Annotated in this window: 27 protein-coding genes; 11 read left to right on the top strand and 16 right to left on the bottom strand. The window is 68.1% G+C overall.

Annotated features, from left to right (window positions below; all coding sequences use genetic code 11):
• Positions 1-317 precede the first annotated feature (317 nt).
• The 3 genes from Pmi06nite_RS35820 to Pmi06nite_RS35810 all read left to right on the top strand — a co-directional run bounded on the left by Pmi06nite_RS35820 (position 318) and on the right by Pmi06nite_RS35810 (position 2,909).
• Complete coding sequence (locus tag Pmi06nite_RS35820; protein ID WP_203957641.1) at positions 318-887, top strand: RNA polymerase sigma factor; 570 nt, start codon at positions 318-320, stop codon at positions 885-887.
• Positions 884-1,984 (top strand): hypothetical protein, encoded by a 1,101-nt coding sequence (locus Pmi06nite_RS35815; RefSeq protein WP_203957640.1) that lies wholly within the window; start codon positions 884-886, stop codon positions 1,982-1,984. The genes Pmi06nite_RS35820 and Pmi06nite_RS35815 overlap by 4 nt, the downstream gene beginning before the upstream one ends.
• Before the next feature lie 283 nt (positions 1,985-2,267).
• Complete coding sequence (locus Pmi06nite_RS35810) at positions 2,268-2,909, top strand: dihydrofolate reductase family protein (protein ID WP_203957639.1); 642 nt, start codon at positions 2,268-2,270, stop codon at positions 2,907-2,909.
• Between the two features lie 75 nt (positions 2,910-2,984).
• Here the strand turns inward: Pmi06nite_RS35810 and Pmi06nite_RS35805 are convergent, their stop codons facing one another.
• A complete protein-coding gene (locus tag Pmi06nite_RS35805; RefSeq protein WP_203957638.1) occupies positions 2,985-4,217 on the bottom strand; it encodes a cytochrome P450 in 1,233 nt (410 codons plus the stop codon).
• 324 nt (positions 4,218-4,541) lie between these two features.
• On the opposite strand from Pmi06nite_RS35805, the gene Pmi06nite_RS35800 reads away from it, so the two are divergent.
• Positions 4,542-5,078 carry a signal peptidase II gene (locus Pmi06nite_RS35800; protein WP_203957637.1) on the top strand — a complete coding sequence of 179 codons (537 nt, stop codon included), beginning with the start codon at positions 4,542-4,544 and terminating at the stop codon, positions 5,076-5,078.
• Between the two features lie 60 nt (positions 5,079-5,138).
• Here the strand turns inward: Pmi06nite_RS35800 and Pmi06nite_RS35795 are convergent, their stop codons facing one another.
• From Pmi06nite_RS35795 to Pmi06nite_RS35745, 11 genes are all read right to left on the bottom strand, one after another.
• Positions 5,139-5,858: a hypothetical protein gene (locus Pmi06nite_RS35795; protein WP_203957636.1), complete on the bottom strand. Its 720-nt coding sequence runs from the start codon at positions 5,856-5,858 to the stop codon at positions 5,139-5,141.
• A 230-nt stretch (positions 5,859-6,088) separates the two neighbouring features.
• Positions 6,089-6,514: a type II toxin-antitoxin system VapC family toxin gene (locus Pmi06nite_RS35790; RefSeq protein ID WP_203957635.1), complete on the bottom strand. Its 426-nt coding sequence runs from the start codon at positions 6,512-6,514 to the stop codon at positions 6,089-6,091.
• Positions 6,511-6,756 (bottom strand): hypothetical protein, encoded by a 246-nt coding sequence (locus Pmi06nite_RS35785; RefSeq protein WP_203957634.1) that lies wholly within the window; start codon positions 6,754-6,756, stop codon positions 6,511-6,513. The genes Pmi06nite_RS35790 and Pmi06nite_RS35785 overlap by 4 nt, the downstream gene beginning before the upstream one ends.
• A gap of 234 nt (positions 6,757-6,990) precedes the next feature.
• Positions 6,991-7,896 carry an aminoglycoside phosphotransferase family protein gene (locus tag Pmi06nite_RS35780; protein WP_203957633.1) on the bottom strand — a complete coding sequence of 302 codons (906 nt, stop codon included), beginning with the start codon at positions 7,894-7,896 and terminating at the stop codon, positions 6,991-6,993.
• 58 nt (positions 7,897-7,954) lie between these two features.
• Complete coding sequence (locus Pmi06nite_RS35775) at positions 7,955-8,458, bottom strand: GNAT family N-acetyltransferase (RefSeq protein ID WP_203957632.1); 504 nt, start codon at positions 8,456-8,458, stop codon at positions 7,955-7,957.
• A gap of 119 nt (positions 8,459-8,577) precedes the next feature.
• The gene (locus Pmi06nite_RS35770; protein ID WP_203957631.1) at positions 8,578-8,982 is read right to left on the bottom strand and encodes a VOC family protein; all 405 of its coding nucleotides are present in this window, start codon (positions 8,980-8,982) and stop codon (positions 8,578-8,580) included.
• A gap of 10 nt (positions 8,983-8,992) precedes the next feature.
• Entirely contained in the window at positions 8,993-9,430 is a 438-nt protein-coding gene (locus Pmi06nite_RS35765; protein WP_239114431.1) for a helix-turn-helix transcriptional regulator, read from the bottom strand.
• Positions 9,431-9,479: 49 nt separating this feature from the next.
• Positions 9,480-9,806: a hypothetical protein gene (locus tag Pmi06nite_RS35760; RefSeq protein ID WP_203957630.1), complete on the bottom strand. Its 327-nt coding sequence runs from the start codon at positions 9,804-9,806 to the stop codon at positions 9,480-9,482.
• A gap of 9 nt (positions 9,807-9,815) precedes the next feature.
• Positions 9,816-10,403, bottom strand: coding sequence for a TetR/AcrR family transcriptional regulator (locus Pmi06nite_RS35755; protein ID WP_203957629.1), 588 nt, complete (start codon positions 10,401-10,403; stop codon positions 9,816-9,818).
• Positions 10,404-10,552: 149 nt separating this feature from the next.
• Entirely contained in the window at positions 10,553-11,281 is a 729-nt protein-coding gene (locus Pmi06nite_RS35750) for an alpha/beta hydrolase (RefSeq protein ID WP_203957628.1), read from the bottom strand.
• A 116-nt stretch (positions 11,282-11,397) separates the two neighbouring features.
• Entirely contained in the window at positions 11,398-12,432 is a 1,035-nt protein-coding gene (locus Pmi06nite_RS35745) for a DUF4331 family protein (RefSeq protein ID WP_203957627.1), read from the bottom strand.
• Positions 12,433-12,594: 162 nt separating this feature from the next.
• On the opposite strand from Pmi06nite_RS35745, the gene Pmi06nite_RS35740 reads away from it, so the two are divergent.
• From Pmi06nite_RS35740 to Pmi06nite_RS35730, 3 genes are all read left to right on the top strand, one after another.
• A complete protein-coding gene (locus Pmi06nite_RS35740) occupies positions 12,595-13,527 on the top strand; it encodes a LysR family transcriptional regulator (protein ID WP_203957626.1) in 933 nt (310 codons plus the stop codon).
• A 154-nt stretch (positions 13,528-13,681) separates the two neighbouring features.
• Positions 13,682-14,854 (top strand): serpin family protein, encoded by a 1,173-nt coding sequence (locus tag Pmi06nite_RS35735; RefSeq protein WP_203957625.1) that lies wholly within the window; start codon positions 13,682-13,684, stop codon positions 14,852-14,854.
• Between the two features lie 6 nt (positions 14,855-14,860).
• On the top strand, positions 14,861-15,760 hold the full coding sequence (locus Pmi06nite_RS35730) for a hypothetical protein (RefSeq protein ID WP_203957624.1): 900 nt from the start codon (positions 14,861-14,863) through the stop codon (positions 15,758-15,760).
• Positions 15,761-15,806: 46 nt separating this feature from the next.
• On the opposite strand, the gene Pmi06nite_RS35725 is transcribed toward Pmi06nite_RS35730, so the two are convergent.
• From Pmi06nite_RS35725 to Pmi06nite_RS35715, 3 genes are all read right to left on the bottom strand, one after another.
• Positions 15,807-16,880: a WxL protein peptidoglycan domain-containing protein gene (locus tag Pmi06nite_RS35725; protein WP_203957623.1), complete on the bottom strand. Its 1,074-nt coding sequence runs from the start codon at positions 16,878-16,880 to the stop codon at positions 15,807-15,809.
• A gap of 93 nt (positions 16,881-16,973) precedes the next feature.
• Entirely contained in the window at positions 16,974-18,947 is a 1,974-nt protein-coding gene (locus Pmi06nite_RS35720; protein ID WP_203957622.1) for a purple acid phosphatase family protein, read from the bottom strand.
• A gap of 120 nt (positions 18,948-19,067) precedes the next feature.
• Entirely contained in the window at positions 19,068-20,285 is a 1,218-nt protein-coding gene (locus tag Pmi06nite_RS35715) for a HupE/UreJ family protein (protein WP_203957621.1), read from the bottom strand.
• A 172-nt stretch (positions 20,286-20,457) separates the two neighbouring features.
• Between Pmi06nite_RS35715 and Pmi06nite_RS35710 the strand changes: the two genes are divergently transcribed.
• From Pmi06nite_RS35710 to Pmi06nite_RS35695, 4 genes are all read left to right on the top strand, one after another.
• On the top strand, positions 20,458-21,120 hold the full coding sequence (locus tag Pmi06nite_RS35710) for a type 1 periplasmic-binding domain-containing protein (protein ID WP_203957620.1): 663 nt from the start codon (positions 20,458-20,460) through the stop codon (positions 21,118-21,120).
• A gap of 172 nt (positions 21,121-21,292) precedes the next feature.
• The gene (locus tag Pmi06nite_RS35705) at positions 21,293-21,736 is read left to right on the top strand and encodes a hypothetical protein (RefSeq protein WP_203957619.1); all 444 of its coding nucleotides are present in this window, start codon (positions 21,293-21,295) and stop codon (positions 21,734-21,736) included.
• 59 nt (positions 21,737-21,795) lie between these two features.
• Positions 21,796-23,058, top strand: a complete 1,263-nt coding sequence (locus tag Pmi06nite_RS35700) for a sensor histidine kinase (protein ID WP_203957618.1) — start codon at positions 21,796-21,798, stop codon at positions 23,056-23,058.
• Complete coding sequence (locus Pmi06nite_RS35695) at positions 23,055-23,711, top strand: response regulator transcription factor (protein ID WP_275409638.1); 657 nt, start codon at positions 23,055-23,057, stop codon at positions 23,709-23,711. Before Pmi06nite_RS35700 ends, Pmi06nite_RS35695 begins: the two co-directional genes overlap by 4 nt.
• A 19-nt stretch (positions 23,712-23,730) precedes the next feature.
• Here Pmi06nite_RS35695 and Pmi06nite_RS35690 read toward each other — a convergent pair whose 3' ends face one another.
• Positions 23,731-24,327, bottom strand: coding sequence for a dihydrofolate reductase family protein (locus Pmi06nite_RS35690; protein ID WP_203957617.1), 597 nt, complete (start codon positions 24,325-24,327; stop codon positions 23,731-23,733).
• Positions 24,328-24,426: the final 99 nt, after the last annotated feature.

Here is a 24,426-nt window from a genome sequence, read left to right as displayed (position 1 = left end):
CGCCTCCACTCAGACTTTCGTGCTGCCGCGCTACGTTGGTTCGAACCCAAAACCTGTCATCACCTGCGAAAACGACTTGCCGGCCGCGGATACACGGCTACGCGAGCCGTTCTCACCCGTCCTGTGGCGCCGTGGACCGGCGGGGTGCGGGATCGAGCAGGTTGAGCGACCGGAGGAGCGGTTCTCCCATACCCCCAGCGACATTCCTGGCCGCGGGCCGACGGGCCCGGCCCGCGCATCGCTCTCCTCGGCTCTGAACGCTTTGGGGGGCGAGTTGGCAATTGCAGGACGGAAGGCAAGCAAAGTCGAGGAAGGTCATGACGACAGATGCAGAACTGATCGGCAGATCGCTGGCCGGCGACGAGGAAGCCTTTGTGGAGGTGATCCGCCGCCACGAGAGTGCGATCGGGGCTTACCTCGCGCGGCGGGTGGGGCGTGAGGCGGCCGAGGACCTGCTCGGCGACGTGTGGGTGGCGGCCTTCGAGTCCCGGAAGACCTATGACCGCTCGTTCGGTGAGGCGCGGCCATGGCTTTACGGGGTGGCACTGAACAGGCTGCGGCATTACTGGCGGTCCCGGCCGGCCGAGGATCTCGTACCGGACGTGTCGAGCATGGCGAACGGGTGGGATCCCTGGCCGGCGGTGGACGCCCGCGTGGACACCCAGGCGGTGCTCCGGGCGGCCCTGACGAAGCTCAGGCCGGAGGAACGAGAGGTCCTGACCCTGGTCGCCTGGGAGGACCTGACCGTCGCCGATGCCGCGCGGGCGCTCCGGATGCCGGCCGGGACGGCACGCCGCCTGCTGCATCAGGCCCGGATGACGCTTCGGAGCGCGCCGGAAGTGGCCGCGCTATTGACCGATCTCAACAGTGTGAAGGAGAGCAAGTGATCGTGGACGAGATGGACCTGGTCAGTCAGCTGAAGGAAACCGCGCCCCTGCGGCCCGAGGCGTACGAGCGAGCGCGGATGACGCTGCGAGGAGCGATGGCCGCGTCCGAGCCCGCACAGGTGCAGGAGATGGCTCCAGTGGCCGGCGCGGCTCCGGCGCGGAGAGGGAGACTCTCCGGGACGCGTAACCGCCGCTTGGGCATTCTGGGCAAGGTCAGCATCGGAGCCGGCATCGGCGCGCTCGCGGCCGCGGCGGCCATCGTGGTCGTCGCCCCGTCGACGCCCCAGCCCGCGGCGCCGGCCGGGTCGACCTCCCAGGCGCCCACAGGCAACATCAAGCTGGTGGCCCTGGTGACCGACATCAAGGCAAGTGACGGCTCCCTGTCGGGAGACGCGTCGCTGGTCGTGAACAACCAGACCGTCAACGGCAGGTCGCCGTACGTCACCTACAGCCTGTACACCGACAGCGGCGAGTACTACGTGACGGACGCCGAGAGCGCCCTCCCTGCGGCGATCGCCGGTCATGACAACCTCGCCGAGGACGTGAACGCCCGTGAGGTGGCGGCGGCGCGCTTCGCGGCGACGGGCGACCTCGACACCGCTCGGAAGCAGATGGTCAACGCCACGCCCAACCCGTTCGGGCTGGGCCTCAGCCCCGCCGAGCAGAAGGCGGCATGGGACAAGGCCCTGGCCGAAGAGGCGCGCATTCTGAAGCAGAAGGGGGTCACGACTCCGCCGAAGCAGCCCACCGGCAAGGCCCTGCAGAACCTCATCAACAACCATCTCTGGATCAACAGCGTCGACGCGCTGGCACGCGGGGCGGCCAACCCGAAGATCCGGGCGGGCGTGCTCCGCCTGATCTCCACCATTCCCGATGTCACCGTCAAGGATTCGACGACCGGCGGGCAGCCCACGCTGACCCTCACGGCGGGACGGGCGCTGTTCCTCGGCAGCGACGAACAGGTGCTGACGATCGACGCCAAGACCGGGATGCCGATCCGCTCCGCGGTCGGCGCCCCAGGAAAGAAGCCCTCGTCCGTGACCACCTTCAAGGTCTCCCGGGTGACGGTGGCCGACGTCAAGGCCGGCAAGTTCTGATCCACACTCGGCGCCCGGAACTCAGCCGGGCTTGACCGTACGAGCCGTCCCTACTGGGGCGGACGGCCCGTACGGTCGCGTCGTCGTACCGGCCGCGTCGCCTTCGGCCACGGGACGTCGACGCCGGCGTGGCGCGGACACGCCCACAAGCCTTGCCCTCCCGGTAGCGGCTGTCGCCTATCGTCTGTCGGTCGAGTCCTCGGCGATCGTTCGATGAGTTTGCGTCCGGACGCCGGTCTACGTTCGTGCCGGAACAAGCCGGGAACGCAAGGAGGAGGACACCATGGGCACAATCCACATCGACCTGTTCGCGACGCTCGACCTGGTCGGCCAGGCGCCGGGTGATTCCGAGGAGGATCCCGACGGCTTTCCGTTCGGGGGATGGCAGGCGCCCTTGTTCGACGAGACGGTCGGCCGGCACGTCGGTGCCGGAATGGAGGGCATGGACGCCCTGCTGCTGGGCCGCAAGACCTACGACATCTTCGCCGCGTTCTGGCCGAACCAGGTCGACGGCGTCGACGGCGGGATCGCCACGCTGTTCAACAGCCTCCCGAAGTACGTCGCCTCGCGAGGCAACCCGGATCTGGACTGGGCGGGCTCGACGCAGTTGGCACCCGACTTGGTGAGCGCCGTGCACGAACTGCGTGACAAGCACGAGCACGTCCACGTGATCGGAAGCCTGAACCTGGTGCAAACCCTCCTGCACGAGCGCCTCTTCGACCGGCTCGACCTGTGGCTCTTCCCCCTCGTGCTCGGTGTCGGCAAGAAGGTGTTCGACGGTGGTGTGGTGCCTGCCAACCTGATGCTCCTCGAACCACCCGTCACCTCGTCCACAGGCGCTGTGCTCCTGCGTTACGGCCTGGGTGCGGGAACCCCCGGCGTCGGAGACATGCGACGCGAAGACCGCGGCGTCGGTTCGAGCTGAACAGTGGCCCTGTCGGAACGGCATCGCGGAGCTTTGTTTCCACGATGCCGTTCCGATCGCCGACCACCGCGGTTCCTACGCCTGGCCTCTACTTCGACCTCCGATGGTGACGGGCATGGCGACCGGCCGGTAGACCAGACCATCGGTCCAGGTCACCGCGTCGGGCGAAATCGTCAGACGGAGAGTGGGCCGCTGCATGACCAGAGCTCTGATCGCCTCGGTGAGCTCGACCCTGGCGAGGCTGGCGGCCAGACAACGGTGTGGGCCGTAACCGAATGCCACATGCGGGTTGGGAGGGTGGTCGGTGAAGCGGTGGATGTCGAACCTGCCCGGGTCGGGAAACGCCTGCGGGTCGTGGTTGGCCGCGTTCAGGTTCGGCATCACGACCGTCCCCGCGCTCAGCGAGCCGCCGGGGACATCGGTGTCTTCCGTGATCCGCCGCATGAAGGCACTGGCGGGTGGCCCGTCAAAGCGCAGGATCTCCTCGACGGCGGTCGCCGCCAGGGCCGGGTCCGCGACCAGCTCGGCCCACTGTCCGGGATGCAGAAGCAGCCGGAAGACCCCACGGCCGATCATCGATGCCGTCGTCTCGTGACCGGCCGTGATGAGAGAGAAGACGGTGTTGACGAGCTCGCCCTCTGACAGCCGGTCATCCTCGTCCCTGGCCTGGATGAGCAGGTCGATGAGGTCCCTGCCGGGCTCGGCCCGATGCTGGGCGACCAGTTCCGCGGCATAGGCCATGAATTCGGTGTAGCCCTCGTAACGCGCCTGCTCGGTGGCCGTGGAGGTGGTCAGGAACATGTCCGTCCACCGGACGAACTGCTCGTAGTCGTCCATCGGCACGCCGAGCATCTCGCAGATGACGCGGCCTGGTAACTGCAGCGCGTATCCCTCGACCAGATCGAAGTCGTCGCCCAAGCCGTCGAGGAGCTCTCGGGCGATCTTCGCAATGCGAGGGCGCCACGGTTCGATCTGGCGCGGGGTGAAGGTGCCGTGCATGATCCGGCGGTAGCGGGTGTGGTCCGGCGGGTCCTGATTGATCAGCGCGTCCGGGTCGTCGTCGATGCCGACGCCGCTCACGAACCGCGGCAACCCCGGCAGACGCAGGTTGCGGCTGGAGGTGGGCGAGGCCAGCAGGGCCCGGACGTCCTCGTACCTGACGGCCACTGGGACACGGTCGCCGCTGGGCATGGGTGCCGGCTCCAGCGGCCCCGACTCCCGCCTGCGGGCGAACTCCGGTGACGGCGTCGCAAGTGGTCCCGGCACGATATCCGGCCAAGTTCCGTTCGGATCCAGCTCGGTGGTCATCGCAACCCCTTCCGGTTCCGGGCACCAGGGGAAGGCCCACGCGCAACGTATGAAATGCCATGTCGACCGTCAACAGGCGAATCAGGGGCGCAGAACAGGGAGGTAACCAGGTCAGCGTTTCTGCAGCTCAGAGCACATGCTGTTTGAAGACTTCCCACGTAGACGGCGCGGGTTCGATTCCCGCCACCCGCTCCACACACGAAGACCCGGCAGGATGCCGCCGCCTTGTACTGCATGCTCCGCTGAGGGCCGTTTCGATCGATTCGATGCTAGAAGGTCATAGATTGCGGGGTTAGAGGTGTCGGGAAGGAACGAGGTTCGCGGGTGACGAGGCTGGAACTCCGGCGATATGGGTGGATGCTCACGCTGGCCGCAATAGTTCTGCTCGCAGACCAGATCTCCAAGTTCTGGGCGATCTCGGCGCTTTCGGACGGCGAGCACATCACGGTGATCCCGCAGGTGATCCGGTTTCGGCTGTTGTTGAACCCCGGTGCCGCGTTCTCGATCGGCGAGGGGTCGACGTGGGTGTTCACCCTGGCCGCGGCCGCCGCGGTCGCCGTCATCCTGTATGTCGCGCGTCGGCTGCAATCGACCGCCTGGACCATCGTGCTGGCCGCATTGCTGGGCGGCGCCGCCTCCCATCTGCTCGACCGGCTCTTCCGCGCTCCCGGCTTCGCCCAGGGGCACGTCGTCGACTTCATCGACTATGGCGGCCTGTTCGTCGGCAACGTCGCCGACATAGCGCTCACCGGGGGCTGTGCCGTTCTCATGCTGCTCAGCCTGCGTGGCGTGCCTCTCGGTGTCGTGGCCGACAACGCGCATGCATCCTCTCCAGAACGTGCGCCCGAGCCGGAATCGTGATCCTGCCGGCCGTAGACGTGAGTGGATAGGCCCACCACCTGGGCGCGGGCTCATCCTTGTTCAGGAACGCGCCAGCACCTCGAACAGGGTCTGCACCCCGCCAAAGATCTCCACAGCGGCGAAGGCAGCGATCAGGAATTGAAGGCAGATGGCCATCAGGCAACCTTGACCGCCGGCCATCCGGCCAGAGGCAGGTCCCTGGGGTCCGAGCCCGCGCCACACCGCACGAGGCTCGAAGAACAGGAACAAGATGGCACCGATGTCTCCGACCGTGAAAAGCCAGAACCACGCCCACCGATTGCCCAGACGGGGCCGTGCCGTACCGATCATGATCACGAACGTGGCGATCCATGCCACCTTGACCAGCCAGCCCACGTGCGGAACGGGAACCTGGAACGGCCAATCAGGAAACAGCCCCTCGCCGTCGTCGCTTGAACCCCACCGCACCACCGGACGTGGAGCCACCGCGCTGAGATCGTCCATCAGATCGCGCCTCATATAGGTCAGCGTCGACGGCTCTTTCGCCTGGTACCAGAACAGAGGGCCACTGGACCAGCGCAAACCACGCAAGTGATCATCACTGGCCTCGTAGATCACATACGTGATCTGCCCAGCGCGTAGCGCCGCCTGGAAGTCCGTGGCAGAACGCTCCCGGGGATTCGCGCTGAGAACGGTTAAAAGAGCGCCCCAGAGCAGCACGACCAGAAGGACCACACGCACCCACAAGCCCACGATCCGATACGGCCCCCGCATGACCAGCGTTTCCTGCTGCAGGCGCACGTCTCCCCCGGCATGTGATTACGTTTGAACCATAAGCATTCTCCTCGAAACGGGCACAGTCTGCTCGTTGGGCAATAGACGCCGTTAACCGGGGCGACAAGGGAATCCACAGTCACTCATAACCGGCCTGACGCCCAGGTCGGCGCCGCTACGAGGCGCGATCGGCACACTTCCCGAGGTGACAGCGCGGGTTCGATTCCCGTCACCCGCTCTACACACGAAGGCCCAGGTCAGCCAAGCAGTTCCGGGAGAAGCGTGAACGCTGGCACATGCCGAGGTCGGATGAATGTGAAATCCCGGCGGTCGAGCGTCGCGATTTGAGTGACATCCAGTCGTTCTGCGATGGCAACCACAGACACGTCAGCGGGGTCCAGCCGAGCATCTCGGTAAGCGCGGACGAGTTCTGCCATCCGTCGGACATCGGCCGACAACAGGTCGACTAGTTCGAACTCCTCGGTCACCAGATCAAGAAACTGCGCATGCACGCGAGGCCCCATGTGCCTGTTGATGGTCCACCCAGCCTCGATCAAAACGGTTGGAGGCAACAGGAGCGGCCCCTCCAGCTCCTCGAGGAGGCGCACGCATGAAGCGTGGTGCTTGTCATCCCGATCGACGACAGCGATCAAAGGGCCGGTGTCCAGGAGTGTGGCAGTCACGTTGACCGATTGAACCGCTCCGCCAGCAGATCTTCGACCCGTTCTGATAGATCCCCTTCACCGGAGGCACCGATCCCCGCGATCGACAACCTTCGACGACGAACCGGCTCAGACGGCTGTTCCTCCGCCACCTCAGCCAAGGCGGGATCTGTCTTCACCAAGCGCAGGAGGCGACGCGCCTGGTCCGGCGATAGCCGATCCACCAGGTGATGAAGCTCCTCATGCGCATGCCCGGCGCTCATAGCCACGAGTCTACGCAAGCGATTCTCCCTGCGTCAGTGACTCGCCCTCCAGGGCCGGCCCCACTGTCGCTCGTCAACAAGAAGCCGTATGTCGAGGTTCACGCCGTCCTCGCCCACGGGGTACGTGCAGGTCATGGGCTGATCCTCGGCCATTAGCGGTCCATCGTCTCTGACGCCGTTTCGAGCAAAGAGCAGGGTCGGGCTCAGCGGTCGTCGGCAGTGCCCACGATCACGTCAACCTCTCTCGTGGGCCGCCTCGCCGAGGTACCGCTCCGCGAGTTCGCGTGCCCTGGAGCGGACGCGAGCGATCCCCGTCGGGCTGTTGAACGCGGCGTAAGGCGGCCAGAGGAAGACCAGGACGGCGAGTTCTTCCGCCACCAGAGCGCATTCCAGAGCCTTGCGGTCCCCGGGGCGACGGTCCAAGTAGGCATGGATCAGCGCCGAGGGGACGACCACGCCCGAGGGGGTCGCGCGCACGCTGAGAAAGGCCAGGTCGGATACGGCCCGGCCGACTCCGGCCGACTGCCAGTCGCAAAATACCGGCGGGCCCTCGGCGTGCACGATGTTGTCGGTGTGACAGTCCCCGTGGACGAAGACCGGCGGTAGCGCACTGATCTGATCCCGAAGTTCGGCGCGACGGGCGATGAGCTCGCGAAGCTGGGGAAGCGTGGCCGCCCAGAAGGCGGTGATCTCCGTGAGATTCCGGGCGGCGAGGGCCTCCAGCAGCGCATCGGGCCGGTTCCAGTCGCCCGCTGTCGGCAGCGGCATGCTGTGCAGGGCGGCCAGGTGCCTGCCCAGGTCGGCCCACATGCCCGGAGTCCATGACGCGACGCCTCGTGGCCGGCCCGCCGCCGCGAGCAGTACGGCCACACCCTCCTCGATGTCCAGAAAGTCGAGGAGGCGTGGGGTGCACACGGGAGCCGTCGGTGCGAGGTACCGGTAGAAGCGCAACTCCCGCCGGGCGGCCGCCAGCGACTGCGTACCCAGCGTGGCCGACGTGGCCTTGAGATACGCGGCCTCACCGTCGATCGTCCGCACGGGATGGACTCCGGCGCCGGACCGGGATTCGACCCGCACGTCGCGCCGCTCGGCGGCCACGCGAAACTCTCGTAACGCCAGTTCGACGAGTTCCCTTGGCACGAGAACAGCATGCCACCGTGATCAGCGACGAAACGAACCCACACGGTGAGGTCGGATCTCAGCTGTCGAGCGGACGGATCATCAGCCGCTCGCGGAGTCCGGGATCGTTCGGATGAGGCTGTGTCTCCCCGGTCATCGTGAACCCGCTCCGCGCATAGAGCCGTTCAGCCTGGTCGTTCCCGTCCACCACCCACAGCTCGACCACAGGGTGGCCCTCTGCGGCCGCCCAGGCGACGACCTCCTCCACCAAGAGCGCCCCGACGCCCCTTTCCCGCGCGGCGGGGCTGACCCACATGCTGTACAACTCGACCGCCCCGCCCCGATCTTCGGGAAGCCAGCCGCCGACCAGCCCGACCGCCGTCTCACCGGCGCGTGCGACCGCCTTCAACCCACGCTCGGGCCGCATCCAGTCGCGCCAATGTTCCTCGTCGTACGCCTGCTCCCGTTCCAGCGTGGAGGAGAAGGCATCTGGAGACTCGGCCAAGGCCTCCAGCCGGACGTCGCGGAACAACGCCCAGTCCTCGGGTGACAGCCGGCGGACCTCAGTCGTACGGATGGACATCTCTTCATTCCCCAGGTCGTAGGTCACATGACCGTACGGCGCGCAGGCCAGGACACCAAACGGTTTACGCGTTCCGAGGCTCCTGTACGTGCGGCGAGCTCAGCGCATCAGCCGCGAAGTCAGCCCTGATCGATGCGGACCAGGTTGCCCGCAGGGTCACGCACGGCGGCGTCACGGGCGCCCCACGGCCGGCTGGCGGGCTCCTCCAGCACCTCGGCGCCGGGCGCGGCGACGACCTTCTCGAAGGTCGCGTCCAGGTCGTCGGCGCGGAACTGGATCATCTGCAGCTCACCTTTGGCGAGCAGGGCGGCGAGGGCGTCGCCGTCCTCCTGAGAGCGGCCGGCGTGCGGCTGCGAGAGCACGATCGTGATCTCGGGCTGGCTGTCGGTGACGAGGGTGATCCACCGGAAACCTTCGCGGGCGACCTCGTTGCGCACGGTCAGACCCAGCGTGTCGCGGTAGAAGACGAGGGCGGCGTCGGGATCGTCGACGAGGACATGCACGCCACTGAGTGAAACTGTCATGCCCCTGACATTAGGCGGACGCGGCGACGGATGAAGTGTTCTGCTGCCCGCGCCCCCGCCGCGGCCGGGTCAGCACCATCGCCTGGCAGCCCGACAGGAGGCGGAGGTCGTCGTGGTCGCCCGCGCGGTACGCGCTCGGCGTCTGCCCGACGAGCTCGGTGAAGCGGGCGCTGAAGGATCCGAGGCTCGTGCAGCCGACCGCGAAGCAGACGTCCGTCACGCTCAGGTCGCCGCGGCGCAGCAGCGCCTTCGCCCGCTCGATGCGCCGCGTCATGAGATAGGCGTACGGGGTTTCGCCGTAGGCGTCGCGGAAGCGGCGACTGAAATGCGCGGTCGACATCAGCGCCGTACGAGCGAGCGCGGGCACATCGAGGGGTCGCGCGTACTCGCGGTCCATCCGGTCGCGGGCCCGCCGCAGCCGCCGGAGCTCGTCGAGGTCGGAGGTCATACGACCATTGTGCCCGCACCGGCCGATCCGCAGCCAGAACGAACGGGATCTACGCGGAACGAGGCGTCTCGTTGGCCGGGCCTGTGCGCTGGGGTTCCCTTCGGCCGAAGGCGCCCGGTCCGGCGTGGAACAGGCCGATGAGAAGTACGCCGAACGCGGCGGAGCCGAAGGCCCAGACGGGATGGCGGTCGGCATGCGCCCAGCAGACGAGCAGCACCGCCAGGACGAGCCCGGCCCACCCGCTGATGAAATTGGTCACCGGTCCGTTGCCGGTCATGTTCGGATAACGCTCCCTGGTGATGCCACGTACGAAATGAGGGAGGGCGTTCCCGCCCATCACTCCCCCGAGAAAGCTGAGGATGATCGTCTGACCCACGGCGTCTCCTTAAGGGGCGCTGGACTGGTGATCGAGGAGAGGGAGAAGCACGGCGTCGACCAGGTGGCGGATGAAGGCGTCGTCGAGTGGTTCGCCGGTGACGAACAGTCTCGAGAACAACATGGCCGAACTGATCTCCACGAACAGGGTGTCGTCGACCGACGCGGAGAGCTCCCCACGTCCGACGGCCTGGGCGATGACCGCGCCGAAGACCTCGCGCTTGTCATCGACGAGTTGCGCTCGCACCGTTCCGGCGAGCCCCTGATCGCGGTGCATCGCGATCATGAGGCCGAGGATGAGGGCGGCGTCCTGACCGACCAGGTTGTCCCGCATGAGGTGCAGGACCGCCAGCAGGTCCTCGCGCAGGTCGCCGGTGTCGGGCGGTGACTTCGCCGGATTGCCGGCGCGCCGCCTGACCGCGGTCACCACCAACTCGGCCTTTCCTGGCCATTTGCGGTAGATGGTGGCCTTGCTGGCCTGGGCCCGCGCGGCCACGGCGTCCATGGTCATCTGGTCGTAACCGACCTCGGCCAGCAGCGCCAGCGTGGCCGTCAGGATCGCCTCCTCACGCAACTCGCTGCGCCTGGGCGTCTCCATTGCCCGTCACCCCGATTCGAAACGAAACCGTTTCGTACGGTACTCCGAAGATGGAGTGTACGCAATCGTTTCGTTCGCGCATGACCCGCGGGACCACGCCTCGGCTTCTGAACGTGGCGCTCATCCCGCAGCCGGATCGGCCCGAGTTTTCAGCCGGCCGCGACCATTCGGCGGCCGAACCCGACAGGCAGGGGCATACGAAGGCCGGCGGCTACGGACATCGCCTGAACGATCACGGGGTTCAAGGGACGGGAGCCGATGGTGGCCAGGACGAAGTCGGTGGCGAGCGCCCAACAATCCGGGGCCCTGTTGAGCAGATAGTGGTTGGCGCCGGCCACCTCGAACCTGCACACGTCAGGAGTGATCCGCCGGGCGCGCTCGGCATAGGCGAGAGACTGTTCGGGAGTCGCCTGGCTGCGGTCCGCGTCCCCGTGCATGATCAGTACTTTGCGGCCGGCGAGTTGTTCGGTCGCGTCCCCGGCCGGGAGCCACGGGGCGACTCCGGTGACGCTGACGACACTGGGATGGCCTGCCGTCCAGAAGGCGGCGCGGCCACCGAGAGAGTTGCCTATGAGCGCCACCGGCACCTCGCCGTACCGCTGTTGGATCTCCTCCAGAGCCCACTGCGTGTCGACGGCGGTGTGAGCTTCACCGCCGTTCCACCCTCGATAGCGGTAACGGAGCAGATGCACCGCTATGCCGTCCTCAGCGCCCTGGTCAGCGATCTGCGCCATCAGACTCCGCAGGCCCCATTCGACGATCTTCAGATGACGCCCGCGGCTGTTCATCGAACCGCCGGGCAGCACCAGTGCCACCGCCCGTACGCTCGCCGCGCCCTGCCGCTCGGTCAATTCCGGTGTACGTTCCCGCTGCCACATCGCGACTCCCAACGATCCGATCTGATGGATCAAGGCTCTCAGCGCGAGATCCTTGGCAACAGAACGATCGATACGCGACAGGTGAGGACAAATGTCACACCTCCTCAGAACCGCCGTCAGAGTGCGGGTGGCAGGTAGGGGAAGTTCCGCGTCGGCTTGGCCGTGACCGACTCCTTGGTGATGCCGAGGGTGACCGGGGTGTTGCCGGCGAAGGAGAACATGACGTCCGGTGCGTTGTCGGTGAGCGAGCGGCCGTTCCATCCGGCGAACCCGAAGGAGGCAGGGGTGCCGACGGTGTAGGGCAGCACGTTGGGGAAGATCCTTCCGACGACGGTCCGCGCGTAGGCCTCCGGGTTCTCGGCGGTGCCGTACGCCCGCACCACGCCGGCCACCATGTCGGCCACCGTCTCGCCGTGGATCTCCATGTCCTCGGCCGGCCGGTTGGTGTTCAGCCAGTCGCCGAGGTCCTCGTTGAGCTGGGTGAACAGTGGATGGATCATGGGTAGGCCGGCCCGGTTGATCGGGCGCCGGCCTCCTGCGTCGGTGGCGAGGGAGGCCAGGCCCCACACCCCCAGTGCGCGGTCCGGGCCGGCCACCGGCAGCAGTTCCTCGTCGGCGATCTCCAGCACGATGGAGTAGACCGTGTGCCCGGCGAACGCGTTCTTCGCCTTCTCGGGGTTCCAGCCGGAAAGGTCGATCGTGGTCCCTTCCTGGAACGCCCTGCCGACCGCGTGCAGGACGTCCGGCTCGATCCAGAACGGGTCACCGGCCTCGCCGACCCACACCCGGCCGCCACCGTCAAGCTCCACGGTCTCACCGGTACGGCCCTGGGCGATCAACGTTCCGGCGGTGAAGGCCTCGGGCGCCTCGGGGCCGGCCAGGCGCCGCACCTGGTACGTCTGCGTTCCCTGCCCGTCGCGCTCGCCGAAGGTGAAGCGGTAGGTCAGGTCCTCGACGGCGTCACCGTTCGCATCGATCTTGAACTCGTACGTGCCCTCCGGGTGCAGGCCCCGGGGAATGTCGTCGCCGGCGAGCGAGTGACTGTGGTTCGTGACGAAAACGGTGCCGCGCTCGCCCCGGAAGACATAGAGATCGGTGATGTCCAAGCGCGGGTCCTGGCGAGCGATCGGCGAATCGAGGTGATGGGACATGTCGCACTCGCTTTCTCTGAATGATCCAGCAGGGCAGGAAGTGGCCGCCGAAGGGGGCCGGATGCGTGGCGCGGAGCCGCCGGCAGGCCATCGCCACGATCCTGGCCAGGGATGCTCGAGGCCGGTAGCCGTCAATCCGGAATGAGGTAATAACCTGCAGTTATGGGTGGGACGCCGCCGGATTTCGAGAGCCTCCTGCTGTTGACCCTCGTCGCGGAGTTGGGCAGTCTCGGGCAGGCCGCCGAGCGGATGGGGATCAGCCAGCCCGCCGCCAGCAAGCGCCTGGCCATGCTGGAGCGGCGGCTGCGGCTTGCCCTCGTGGACCGGGGCAGCCGTGGTTCGGTGCTCACCACGGAGGGCAAGGCGGTCTGCCAGTGGTCCGAACGGGTGCTGGCGGAGATGGAATCGCTGATGGCCGGTGTGGCCGCGCTACGCGCCGACCGGGACGACGACCTGCGGGTGGCCTCCAGCATGACGCTGGCCGAGCACTTCCTCCCGCGGTGGATCGGCGCTCTGCGGCAGCGGTCGCCGGACGTCCGCGTCAGTCTCAAGGTGACCAACTCCGAACAGGCGGCGGCGATGGCCGGCCGCGGTGAGATCGGCATGGGCTTCATTGAAGCGCCGGCGGTTCCGCCCGGGCTCAGCTCGCGCCAGGTGGGCGCCGACCGGCTGGTCGTCGTGGTCGCGCCGAACCATCCCTGGGCGCGGCGACGCCTGCCGGTCGAGCCTGCCGAACTCGCCCGTACGCCGCTCATCGTCCGCGAGCCGGGATCAGGCACCCGGGAGACCCTGGAGCGCATCCTCACCGGTATCGACGTGGAGCCGGCGCGGCCGCTGATGGTGCTGGACGCGAACGCGGCGATACGCGCCGCCGTGGTCGCGGGTGTCGGACCGGCGGTACTCAGCGTGATCACCGTGCGGGAGGAACTCGCCGACGGGCGACTGCTGGAGGTCCCGGTAGCCGGAGTGGAACTGCACCGGCGCCTGCACGCGGTATGGCCGAAGGGCCGACGGCTGACCGGCTCCGCCCAGGAACTCCTGAGCATCGCATCACGTCGGCGGCGGGCGCGCGCGACCTCTGTCCGTGAGTCGTGAACCTTCTTTCACGCAGGTACGTCAGATGACTATGCCCATCGATGTGCCGGGCCGGATACTACGGCGGGAATTCTTGGCGGTTTCCCTGCTCGCGGCCGCCGCGGCGGCCTGTGGAGGTGTCGGAGGTGATTCGCGGGTGCTGACGGTCGAAGGCGTGAGCCGTGAGGTTCCGAAGAACGCGCCCCTCGCCGAGGTCGTGCGGGGGCTGACCGCCTTCGGCCATGCCTTGTACGAGACGACGGCGAATACGACGGCCAACACGGTGATCTCGCCGCTGAGCATCGCGTACGCGTTCGGCATGGCCAGGGCGGGAGCCGCCGGCGCCACCGCGTCGGAGCTGGACAAGGTCTTCGGTTTCCCCGCTGCGGGACCGCACGCCGCGTTCAACGCGCTGAGCAGGCAGATCGTCACGGTCGACGGTCCGCCGCCGGCACCTGACCGCAAGGCCGTGAGGGACGCGCAGAGCAGCGAGCCGAGTGCACCCGTGGTCGGGATCGCCAACGGGCTGTTCACACAGCAGGGCATGCCCGTCAAACAGGAGTTCCTTCGTACGCTCGCCTCCCAGTACGGCGCCGGTGTGCGCACCGTCGACTTCGGCGAGGATGCCGCCGGCGTCATCAACGCGTGGGTCGACGAGCAGACCGCGGGACGTATCAAGAAGCTGTTCGAGCGGCTGGACGCGGCGACCCGGCTGGTCATCGCCAACGCCGTCTACCTCAAGGCGGAGTGGGAGCAGGGGTTCACCGACCAGCCAGAGGAGAACGCCACGTTCACCAGGGCCGACGGATCCACGGTGCGGACGAGGCTGATGCGTCAGAGCTCCGACCTGAGGTACGCCTCCGGCTCGGGCTGGCAGGCCGTCGAACTGCCGTACGCCAAGAGCGACCTGGCCATGTGGGTGCTCGTACCCCAGAGCGGTGCGTCCCCTGCCGAGCTGCTCAAGCCGGACGCCCTACGGCAGGTGGCCGCCGGGCTGACGACGACCGGTGTCGACCTTTCCCTCCCCGGCTGGGACTTCGGCACCGACCTCGACCTGAAGGCGGCGCTGAAGAAGCTGGGGCTGAACGCGGTCTTCGACGATGCCGACTTCTCCGGCATCGCCGACGACCTTGTCATCAGCCAGGCGGTCCACCGCGCGAACATCACTGTGGACGAGTGGGGGACCGAGGCCGCCGCGGTCACCGGGCTGGCGTTCGCCGTATCCGCTCGGGTCCGTCAGGACATCGAGGTCCGCGCCGACCATCCCTTCGCATTCGCGATCATGCATCGGCCCACGTCGACGCCGTTGTTCATCGGCCATGTGGGGGACCCGACCGCATCGGCCTGATGACGTATGAGGGAGACGGGCAGAGGTGCGCTGGCCGGGCTGATGGTCGGCGCGGTGCAGGCCGCCATGTGGGCGACGAGCGCCCGATGGGACGGACATTCGGGCGTGCGAGGTCCCTACTCTCTCGGGATGACGGCGGCGGTCTTCCTGGTCGGCGCGGTCGCGGCGGCTCTGGTCCGGTTGCGCCGCCGGCCCCTCGTCGTGTTCGCCGGCGGGGTCGCCGCGCTGGCCCTGGGCCATGCTCTGTGGAGGATCATGCCCCAGACCACCGACTACGGCTTCGAGCGCTCGCTGCTCGGTGGGGTGCACCTGCTGGCCGCGGTGGCCGGGTTCGCCATCGCTGCCGGGGCACTGGCCGCAACGCGACGGTGGTGGTCCGGGATCGCGACGCTGGGCGCGCTCGCCGGCGTCTGTGTGCCGGCCGTTGCCTTGGAGGAGCCCGCCCGGCGCTGGCATCTGGCACGCGGCTTCGAACGGCTCGGAGTGCCCCTGGTCGCGCCCGACGTCTCCGGGCACAGGCTCTTCGCGGTCGAGGCGCCGATCCTCGGTCAGCCGGGCGAGCCGGTGATCATGCTGGACTACCGGCGCGACAGCGCGGAGACAGTGGGCGAATGGCGCCTGGGCTTCCAGGTGACCGTTCACCGGGGCTCGGTCGCGACCGCCGCGGAGGCGTGCGCGACGCCGGAGCCGTGGGAAGACGGGAGCGGGTCCTGCCGCGAGGCCTCACGGGACCGGTGGATCCGCCACGGATCGCAAGGCCGGATCGCGGTGTTCACCCACAGCGGTGGTGCGTTGGTGGAGCTTGAGAGCTACGGCGCCGAGGAGACCGCCCTCCTCGCGGCCGGGGAGACGATCCGGCCGATCTCCGCCGAGGCTCTCGCGGAGCAGGTCCGCCCGGTGCGGTGAAGGCGACGGCGATCGTCGCGGTCGGCTCCGCACCGCAGGCGGGCGGTCAGCGCGCCTGCGTCTCCTGCTCGCGGAGCGCCTGCTCGACGGCGTCCCGTACGCGGGCGTCCTCACGCAGCTTGCGCCGTACGCGGCCGCGGCGCGAGAGAAGGAAGGCCGCGACGATGACCGCGATGAGGACGACGACCATCAGCGACAACGTCCACGGGACGGCCCAGCCGCCCGCCGTCACCTGGACCGGCTTGAGCGCGGTGATGGACCCCGACGCGTCGGTGAGCAGGGGCGTGATGGTCGCGGTCGCGCCCAGCCTGACCGCGGGTGCCGCACCGTGGACGGGCACCGTCACCTTCCAGCTCTCACCGGGGAGCAGTTCCGGGGGTGCGGCGATCTTGCCGGCATCGGCCTGCAGCCACCCGAACGGGCCCGAGACCGACACCGCCTGCTGGGCGGACAACACGGCGTTGCCGGTGTTGTGGATCGTGTAGGTGACGGTGGCGTCACCCGTGGCGAACGGGCTGAATGAGCCCGAGTAATCCATGGAGAGGTTCTCGATCGCGAGGATCGGCTTGAGCTCGCCGCTGACCCGCAGCTTGACCCGGATGCCGAGGCGCCGATCCACGTTGATGCCCTCGGCCTCGTCGGCCTGCGTCAGGGAGGTGAGGATGCCGCCCACGTAGTCGCCGGGCGTGGCGTTGTCCGGCACGGTGACCGTGAAGGGAATCTCGACGGACTTGCCGGGCTGGATCGTGACGCTGTCGCGGCCGGCGTGGAGCCAGGCACCGATCGCGGCGGATTTCTTGTCCTTGGTGAGCAGGTCGAGTTGACCCGTGTCGGTCGTGAAACCGTCGGCGGCGTAGACGCCGAGTTTGAGCGGGGACTTGCTCTTGTTTGCCACGACCATGGCGTCCTTGACCTGGCCACCGGGGTTGACGGCATAGCTGTAGCTGGATCGGTCGGCGCCGTAGTTGTTCGAGACCGTCCTGACCGTCCAGGTGACGTTGCCGTCGTCCGCCAGAGCGGGGCCAGCACCCAGGCCGGCGACCGCGAGGGCGGTGAGCATGGCCAGGACGGCGGTACGGACAAGGGCGGCGATGGTGGTCTTCCGGCGCGTAACGGGCATCTCGGAGTCCTCGGACGATCTGTGGTGAGTCTGGAACGAGAGGCGGGGTAGGCCGCCCGAAGGCGCCTACCCCGCCAGGTCAAACGAGTGCGATCAGCTGCTCAGCGCAGTGACCGTCAGCGTGGCGCGGTAACCACCCTTGGTGACGCTGTCCGGGATCTTCAGATCCAGGTCGGCGCCCAGCTTGGCCGTACCGCGGGGGTGACCCTGCTCGGCCGAACCGAGGCCGCGCGAGACGGACAGGCCCTGACCGTGGTCGTCGTAACCGGAGGCAACCGGCTTGGCGGCCGTGGCGCCCGCGCCGCCGTCGAGGACGTACGGCGTCCAACCGAGGTTGGAGCCGGAGAACGTCTTGTCGGCGTCCTTGAAGTCGCTGACGTTGGCCGAGATCGACCACGGAGCGAGCGAGCGGCGGCTGTCCGACACGAGGATCGGGTTGATCTTGCCCGACGCCTCGAAGTGGTCGCCGTTGCTCTCCTTGGCGGTGCCGAGGTCGACGAGGCCGTTGTAGCCGTCGATCGTCCAGCCGAACTCACCCGGAGCGACGTTCGGCACGTTGACCTGAAGGGCCTGGCCGTCACCGTTGTACGGGTGAACCGTGACCTTGTCGACGAGCGAGCCGACGGGCTGGCCCTCAGCGGTGTTGGTGCACGAGAGGCCCTTCTCGACCGCCGCGTTCGGGGCCGCACAGGTGCCGCTCCGGACGTTCTCGACGACGAGCTTGTCGTTGCGCACCTGCACCTTGACGTAGGTGCGGACGTGCTCCTGGTTCTGAACCGAGTTGTACCAGTAGCGGTTCGGGTCCAGCGGGTCGGCACCGTTGCCGGCGCCGCTCGTGCCACTGCTGTCCGGCTTCGTGATGTCGTAGTACTTCGAACCCGAAGCCGAGTTGCCCGTCACGTAGAGGACGCCGCCGGGACCGGCGTAGACGTCGGCGGCACCGGGCTGCTCGTCCGGGTTCGCCTTCTCGCCGTTCTTGATCAGGTAGCTACGGGAGTAGCTGTGGTCGTGGCCCTGCAGGACCAGGTCCACGCCGAGCTTCGAGAAGGTGGTCGGGAAGTCGACACGCCGGACCTTGTTGTCGCTGTCCTTGGCGTGGTCGGCCGGCGAGTAGATCGCGTGGTGGTAGGTGAGCACCTTCCACTTCGCCTCGTCGCCGTGCTTGTTGATGACGTCGGTGACGAAGCCGATGTGCGCCGCGTCGCCGCCGCCGTTCGCGGAGTTGTAGCTGTTGCTGTTGAGGTCGATGAACAGCACATCCTTGTAGATGTACCAGTAGTCACCGCCCGACTTGGTTCCCGCCGGGTTCCCGTTGTCGTAGTACGGGGCCGTGCGGTCCGTGTTCGGGGTGGTGAAGTGCTGCTCGTAGGCCTTGCCGCCGACGTCGTGGTTGCCGATGGTGGCGGCCCACGGGTACTGGCGGAGCTTGTCGGACGTGAGGAAGGCGTTCCACTGGGTCTCGGTGTTGGCCGTCTCGACCTGGTCGCCGCCCGACACCAGAAGCTCGGCGTTCGGGTTGGCCGCCAGCGCGACGTCCAGGGTGTCCGCGAAGCCGGCCCCGTCCTTCACCGCGTCGCCGGACGAGCCGATCTGCGGGTCGCCGAAGAACAGGAAGTCGTAGTTGCCCTCGAAGTCCTGCGTCTTGAAGGAGTACGCCGGAGACCAGTTGCCCTCGGAGCCGACACGGTAGGAGTACGCCGTGTCCTCCTTCAGGTTGGTGATCGTCGCGTGGCGGTTGAAGCCACCGCTGGTGGCGATGTTCGCCGCGCCGGTGGCGTCGAAGCTGGCGGCGTCGGTCGGGAACTCGCCGTTGACGACCTGCGCGGTCGGGGCGAGCTGGACCTTCTGCGCGTTGTCGGCCGAGGAGTACCAGGTCACGGTGCGCTGGGCCTCGTTGGAGCCCACGCCGAGGATGATCCCGGTGTACGTGGCGGACTCGGCGGCGCTGGCGGGGGTCGCCATGCTGCCGACGACGGCCACACCCAGGCCCAGGAATGCCGCCGTGGCCCCTGCGGCCACGCGGCGCCGCACAAGGCCGGGGGCCTGTGCGGAGTTGCTCGATGTCATCGGTGTTGTGTTCCTTCTGCCGATGGGTGGAGAGAATCGCCCATCAACTTGTCGTCTCCAGGTAAACCGACCGTTAATGCGATCTAGCAGGTCAGCTGAACCTCCCAAGAACCTGAGAGGTCACAACCCGAACACCCGTTGCACAAACCAGACCAGCCCCATAACGGACACGCCCGCAGAAATCACGCCTGTAGCCCAGAGGCCGGCCCTCGGCGAACGGTGACGAAGCACGGCCAGCAAGGGGAAGACGACGGCGATGATCGCCAGCTGCACGGTCTCGATGCCGACGTTGAACACCAGCAAGGACCACAGCAGGGTCCACGACCAGGCCTCGTTGATCCCCAGCGCGCCCGCGAAGCCCAGGCCGTGCACGAGGCCGAAGCAGAACACGACACCGAGGCGGGTCCACCCCGCACGATCCAGACTGAAGTGGCCGCGTCCTGTCGTCTCAAGGTCGGTGGCGTGGCCGCCGCGCCGCCAGATCCGCCACAGGTGCCAGCAGGCGACCGCGGCGATCGACAGTGCGATGACGGGCTCCACGACACTCGCGGGGACGTCGACCAGCCCGAGGGCGGCGAGCATGAACGTCACCGAATGCGCCAGGGTGAAGCTCGTGGCCGCGAGCACGATCTCACGCAGGCGCCGCGACCCGGCGATGAGCGCCAGCAGGAACAGGATGTGGTCGATCCCGGTCAGCAGGTGCTCGGTGCCCAGGCGGAAGAACTCCCAGAACCGCTCGTACCACGCCTGAGCGGTGGAGAAGGACGGGTGCGCGGCGTCGAGCGCGGCGCTGCCCGAGCGTCCGTCGAGTTCGTAGGTGAGGATCGTCTTGGTGCCTTTGACGTAGGTCTCGGCGTCGGGGAACAGCCCGCTGCGCACCTCGTGATCGTCGCCCCGCTCGGGACAGACCCAGTCGAGCAGCAGACGGGTGTACGGCACGCCCTCCCGAGAGGTCATCGTGAAGTCGCCGACCTGCGCCGGTGTGCAGGCCCTGCCGCCCGAGGCGATGGAGAAACGATCGGCGACGTACTTGACGGCCGACTGCGTGTGGGCGTTGAGCGCGGCGGCCTGTCCTTCGGTGTCCTGGGCGTCGAACGCGGCGGTTCCCGACTCGAAGAGGGGATCGTCCTTCTCGTAGTCGGCGGCTGACACGACGAAGAGGTCGTACTCGAGTTCCAGCGTCGTCCGTACGTGACCGTCGTCGCCCGCGGCGACGTTGACGTACACGGTCGACGTGAACCCGTGGGCGAGCGCCGGGCCGGCGCTCAATAAGGCGATCACCGCCGCTGTGATCGCGATGACGATCCCGACGACGGTGCGGCGCACCCGCTGTGACATGTGGCTCCTTACGTTGCCAGTGCACGTTGCACGTCACGGGTGAATGAGAGCCAGACCGCCGACGAACTGCGGAAAAACAAATTCCTGAACGGCTCCTGAGGATGGAAGGCGGCATGACCTGGGATAGGAGGATGTAGGCGCACCATCCGCCATCACTCGGAGGACGATCGCCTTGCGCCCGCTGCTTCGGGCCGTCGCCACGCTGGCCGCGGCCGCAACTCTGATCACCGGATGCGGATCCGGCGGCGACTGGTCACGACCGCACTCCAAGCCCACCCCCGTCGGCGCTCTCGGCACGGGGTTCATCGACCCCTCCGTCACGCCCGTCCCGGAGTCGACCGTCACGCCGCGGCCCGGCTCCTGGACCGAGGTCCGCCCGTCGGAGGACTACCGCGTGGTGCTTCTCACCGCAGGGGACGACCGCCCGACCAAGGCCCTCGTGACGGCGGTGAAGGGCTGGGCCGAGGACGAGGACGTCGACCTCAGAACGGTGGTCGCCGACCCGGCCAACCTCGTCACCGGCATCACCAAGGCTCTCGCGATGGGCCCCGACCTCATCGTCAGTGCGGGCAACGACCTCATCGACCCCCTCGCGCTGGTCACCGCGAACCACCTGTCTCAGCAGTTCCTCGTCGTGGGCGCGGAGTTGGCCGAGCCCACCCACAACGTCACGGCGGTCGACTGGTCCGGCGCGTCGTTCCGCGGCGAAGGGCTCGGCATGTCCTCGACGTACGACCCCGAGTCGTTCACGGCCGAGCGTTGCGCGGCCGCCATCAGGTCGGGCGTCGCGGCCGTCCTCAACGACCTGACCGGGATCGTGATCTGGCTCGACTAGCTCCAGCCTCGGTCGGGAGTGACCGGACCCTGAGCTCGGGTCAGCCGATCGGTGGATCGGCTCAGCCGTCCGGTTGGGCCGCCGGTTCAGCCGCGCCCTCAGGAGATCGGGCGATGCGTGACCTGGTGTGACATTGCGACGCTTGAAGCCGACCAGAGAAGGAAGGCTCGCAATGAACACCCCCATTTCGCTTCCCGCCCAGATCTCCGACGAAGCCCTGAACCACCCCCGCAGCCTGACGGCGTTCCGCTCGGTGAAGCTCCTCGTCAGCGGCTACGTCGCCATCAGTGTGCTCACCCTCGTGGCCGTCTACCTGCTCCGTGACGACGCCGGATTGGTGACCGACACGGTCTGGGTGCGCGGCGTGATCGTCGCCCTCAGCTCCCTGCTGATGCTCGCCTTCGCGACGGGCACCACCCGCGGTCGTCGCCGGGCGTATCTGCGGTTGCGGATCGCCTCGGGCGCCATGGTGGTGGCCGTCGCGGTCCTCGTCGCGCTCCCGGGATTCCTGCCGATGTGGATGAGGATCGAGCAGACCGTCTGCGGACTGCTCCTTGTGGGCGTCGTCGCGATCGTGAACGGCAGGCACCTGCGCTCGTTGTTCGCCACCAGATAAGACGCCCCAATACAGCTAGATTTGTCCGATATGAACATGAGTCGCACAGGAGGACGCGGATGAGCGGTCCGGTGCGTCGCTGGCCCGTCCCGGCAACCGTCCTTCCGTACGCCTTGCTGGCGATCCTGGTCGTCGTCACGGTGGTCGCCAAACGGTCGGCGGGCGCGTCCCTTCTCATCGACCTGGCTCTGTGCGCGCTGGCCGCGGCGTGGATGTTGTGGGTCTTCACGCTGCATCCCGCCTGGCGGGAGCGCACGCGGGTGATGGCGGTGTTCTTCACCGTACTGATCACGATCATGGCGGTCCTGGTGGCCAGGGACCCGTGGTTCGGTTTCTTCACACCCGCCGGGTACATCTACGCGTTCGGGGTCCTGCGCTGGCCGTGGGAGCCGGTCGGCGTCGCCGCGGTGGCGATGGTGTCAGGCACGGCGCAGGCGTACGGCGTGGAGAAGACCTCACTCTTCGGCGTGACCATGTGGGTCGTCATCATGGCCGCGAACGTGATCCCCCTGTGCGGCTTCGCCTGGTTCGCCAGGCGAAGCGCCCAGCAGAACGACGAGCGCGAGCAGGCGCTCGCAGAGGCGCGCGAGGCGAACCGCAGGCTGGAGGCGACGCTGGCGGAGAACGCGGTCCTGCACGAACAACTGCTGGCGCAGGCGAGGGAGGCCGGCGTGCACGACGAGCGGCAGCGGATGGCGCGGGAGATCCACGACACTCTGGCGCAGGGGCTCACCGGCATCGTCACCCAACTGCAGGCGGCCGAGCACGCCGTCGACGATCCAGCAGGATTGCGCCGGCACATCCAAGCCGCGATCAGACTGGCCAGGGAGAGCCTGTCCGAGGCTCGCCGGTCGGTGCACGCGCTCCGGCCCGAGCCGCTGCGGACGGCACGGCTGAGCGACGCGCTGGCGAAGGTGGCCGGCCACTGGTCGTCGCTGCACGAGATCCCGGTGCAGGTCACGACGACCGGTACGGCACGGCCGATGCGGCCGGAGGCGGAGGTCGCGCTGCTCAGGACCGCACAGGAGGCGTTGGCCAACGTGGCCAAGCACGCACGGGCGACGAGGGTGGGAGTGACGCTGTCGTACATGGAGCACGAGGTGGCCCTGGACGTGCGCGACGACGGCGGCGGCTTCGATCCGGCCCGGCTCGGTGACAGTGCCGCCGACGGTCTGCACGTGGATCGCGGCGGGTTCGGCCTGGTCGCGATGCGGCAGCGGATCGAGGGCCTGTCCGGGACGCTGCAGGTCGAGTCGGAGCCGGGCGCCGGCACGGGAATCTCGGCCTGCGTCCCCGCCGAACCGGTGGAGGTCTCCGCGTGAACGCCGTTCCCGTGATCAGGCTGCTGATCGCCGACGATCATCCCGTGGTCAGGGACGGCTTGAGCAGCATGTTCGCGCGCGAACCGGGGTTCGAGGTGATCGGTGAGGCCTCCGATGGGGCCGAGGCGGTCCGGCTCGCCGAGGCCCTGCGGCCGGACGTGATCCTGATGGATCTGCGGATGCCCGGCATGGACGGGGTGAGCGCGACAAGGGAACTGGCCGGGCGCGGGAGCGGCGCGCGCGTGCTCGTGCTGACCACGTATGACACCGACAGCCACGTGCTGCCCGCGATTGAGGCGGGCGCCACCGGCTACCTGCTCAAGGACGCTCCCCGTGACGAACTCCTGCGGGCGGTCCGGGCGACTGCTCGGGGCGAGGCGGTTCTCGCGCCGTCGGCGGCGGCCCTGCTGATGAGCCGGGTACGCTCCGCCGTCCCGGGGCCGCTCAGCCAGCGGGAACTCGAAGTCCTCCAACTGGTGGCGGCCGGGGCGACGAACCGGGAGGCGGCGGCCAAGCTGTTCATCACCGAGGCCACGATCAAATCCCACATGCTGAACATCTACGCCAAGCTCGGTGTCAGCGACCGCGCGGCCGCCGTCACCGAGGCGTTCAACCGTGGACTACTCGTCCCGCGAGCACCGGAACAGCCCTGACCTCGAGGTCGACCCAGGCCTATCTTTCGGCGACCGGCTGGTAGGTGCACACGTGCACACCCGCGTCGCTGATCACCGTCGAGACCAGTTCGAGCGTGCGCAGCGTGCCCTCGCCGGGGAAGATCGTCTTACCCCCGCCGAGGATCACCGGCATGATCATGAGCCGGAGTTCGTCGACCAGGCCCTCGCCCAGGAGGGTGCGGACGAGCGTGGGGCTCCCCATGACAACCAGGTCGCCGCCGTCGGTCTTGTGCAGTTCCCGGAGGCGGGCGACGGCCTCGTCACCGGGGATGCGTGTGGTGTTGTTCCACGTCAGGTCGGCATCGCCCAGCGTCTCGGACACGACGTACTTCGGGATGGCGTTCATCCGGTCGGCGAACGGGTCGTCCGCTTGCTCAGGCCACGCCGCGGCCATCGTCTGCCACGTGCGGCGCCCGAACAGCAGCGCCTCGGCCTTGCTCAGCGCGTCGTCGAAGGCGCCACCCACCACATCCAGATCGAAGAACGGGTGCGACCATCCGCCGTGGGCGAAGCCGCCGTCCCTGTCCTCGTCCGGCCCTCCTGGCGCCTGCACGACGCCGTCCAAGCTCATGAACTCAGTGATCACGATGCGCACGGGACTCGCTCCTCGGGGGTTGTGTCGCCGGGATGGCAGTTGACCTTCTGCCAGGGCAGGCCGACCTTGGCGGCCGCGTGATCGCAGGCTATCTCCGAC

The sequence above is a fragment of the Planotetraspora mira genome (assembly GCF_016863275.1).
Classification (GTDB): domain Bacteria; phylum Actinomycetota; class Actinomycetes; order Streptosporangiales; family Streptosporangiaceae; genus Planotetraspora; species Planotetraspora mira.
This window is presented reverse-complemented; position numbering and strand designations above follow the sequence as displayed.

Coding starts and splice junctions, on each gene's coding strand:
- Pmi06nite_RS35820 (WP_203957641.1), top strand. CDS start 318: ATGACGACAGATGCAGAACTGATCGGCAGATCGCTGGCCGGCGACGAG.
- Pmi06nite_RS35810 (WP_203957639.1), top strand. CDS start 2,268: ATGGGCACAATCCACATCGACCTGTTCGCGACGCTCGACCTGGTCGGC.
- Pmi06nite_RS35805 (WP_203957638.1), bottom strand. CDS start 4,217: ATGACCACCGAGCTGGATCCGAACGGAACTTGGCCGGATATCGTGCCG.
- Pmi06nite_RS35785 (WP_203957634.1), bottom strand. CDS start 6,756: ATGAGCGCCGGGCATGCGCATGAGGAGCTTCATCACCTGGTGGATCGG.
- Pmi06nite_RS35775 (WP_203957632.1), bottom strand. CDS start 8,458: ATGTCCATCCGTACGACTGAGGTCCGCCGGCTGTCACCCGAGGACTGG.
- Pmi06nite_RS35770 (WP_203957631.1), bottom strand. CDS start 8,982: ATGACAGTTTCACTCAGTGGCGTGCATGTCCTCGTCGACGATCCCGAC.
- Pmi06nite_RS35765 (WP_239114431.1), bottom strand. CDS start 9,430: ATGACCTCCGACCTCGACGAGCTCCGGCGGCTGCGGCGGGCCCGCGAC.
- Pmi06nite_RS35755 (WP_203957629.1), bottom strand. CDS start 10,403: ATGGAGACGCCCAGGCGCAGCGAGTTGCGTGAGGAGGCGATCCTGACG.
- Pmi06nite_RS35750 (WP_203957628.1), bottom strand. CDS start 11,281: ATGTGGCAGCGGGAACGTACACCGGAATTGACCGAGCGGCAGGGCGCG.
- Pmi06nite_RS35745 (WP_203957627.1), bottom strand. CDS start 12,432: ATGTCCCATCACCTCGATTCGCCGATCGCTCGCCAGGACCCGCGCTTG.
- Pmi06nite_RS35740 (WP_203957626.1), top strand. CDS start 12,595: ATGGGTGGGACGCCGCCGGATTTCGAGAGCCTCCTGCTGTTGACCCTC.
- Pmi06nite_RS35730 (WP_203957624.1), top strand. CDS start 14,861: ATGAGGGAGACGGGCAGAGGTGCGCTGGCCGGGCTGATGGTCGGCGCG.
- Pmi06nite_RS35725 (WP_203957623.1), bottom strand. CDS start 16,880: ATGCCCGTTACGCGCCGGAAGACCACCATCGCCGCCCTTGTCCGTACC.
- Pmi06nite_RS35720 (WP_203957622.1), bottom strand. CDS start 18,947: ATGACATCGAGCAACTCCGCACAGGCCCCCGGCCTTGTGCGGCGCCGC.
- Pmi06nite_RS35715 (WP_203957621.1), bottom strand. CDS start 20,285: ATGTCACAGCGGGTGCGCCGCACCGTCGTCGGGATCGTCATCGCGATC.
- Pmi06nite_RS35705 (WP_203957619.1), top strand. CDS start 21,293: ATGAACACCCCCATTTCGCTTCCCGCCCAGATCTCCGACGAAGCCCTG.
- Pmi06nite_RS35700 (WP_203957618.1), top strand. CDS start 21,796: ATGAGCGGTCCGGTGCGTCGCTGGCCCGTCCCGGCAACCGTCCTTCCG.